Source organism: Neisseria sp. P0021.S007, from assembly GCF_051956855.1.
In genome coordinates this window covers 1-529 of record NZ_JBQCXA010001121.1, presented here as the reverse complement: position 1 = coordinate 529, position 529 = coordinate 1, and the positions used below count along the sequence as shown (strand labels likewise).

General features: G+C 52.6%; 1 protein-coding gene. It reads right to left on the bottom strand.

Annotated features, from left to right (window positions below; translation table 11 throughout):
- Positions 1-529 (bottom strand): aminotransferase class III-fold pyridoxal phosphate-dependent enzyme (locus ACTHUR_RS17840; protein ID WP_440400070.1); only part of this gene is annotated, 529 nt, incomplete at both ends.

Here is a 529-nt window from a genome sequence, read left to right as displayed (position 1 = left end):
CTGCCGAATGGGCGTACCCAAATGCCCTGCGCCACGCAGTCCGCTTGAAAACGCGCCATATTCACGCCTTTTTCCAGCTCAATTACCCCGATGGCACCCAAAACACGCACATCTTTCACGCCGCGAATGTCCCATGCAGCTTTCAGACGGCCTTTTAAGTTGCTTTCGATGCGGCGGATATTTGCCTGCCAATCTTGGGACAAAAGCAGTTTGACCGAAGCGCAGGCTACGGCACACGCCAGCGGATTTGCCATAAATGTCGGTCCGTGCATAAACACACCCGCCTCACCGCGCGAAATCGTTTCGGTGACTTTTTGCGAAGTAATCGCCGCCGCCAACGTCATATAGCCGCCGCTCAAGCCCTTGCCGATACACATAATATCCGGTACGACGTCCGCGTGTTCGCAGGCAAACATCTTGCCCGTACGCCCAAATCCAGTGGCAATTTCATCAAAAATCAACACGATATCAAATTCGTCGCACAAATCGCGCAATCCGCGAAGATACTGCGGATGATAAAAATACATAC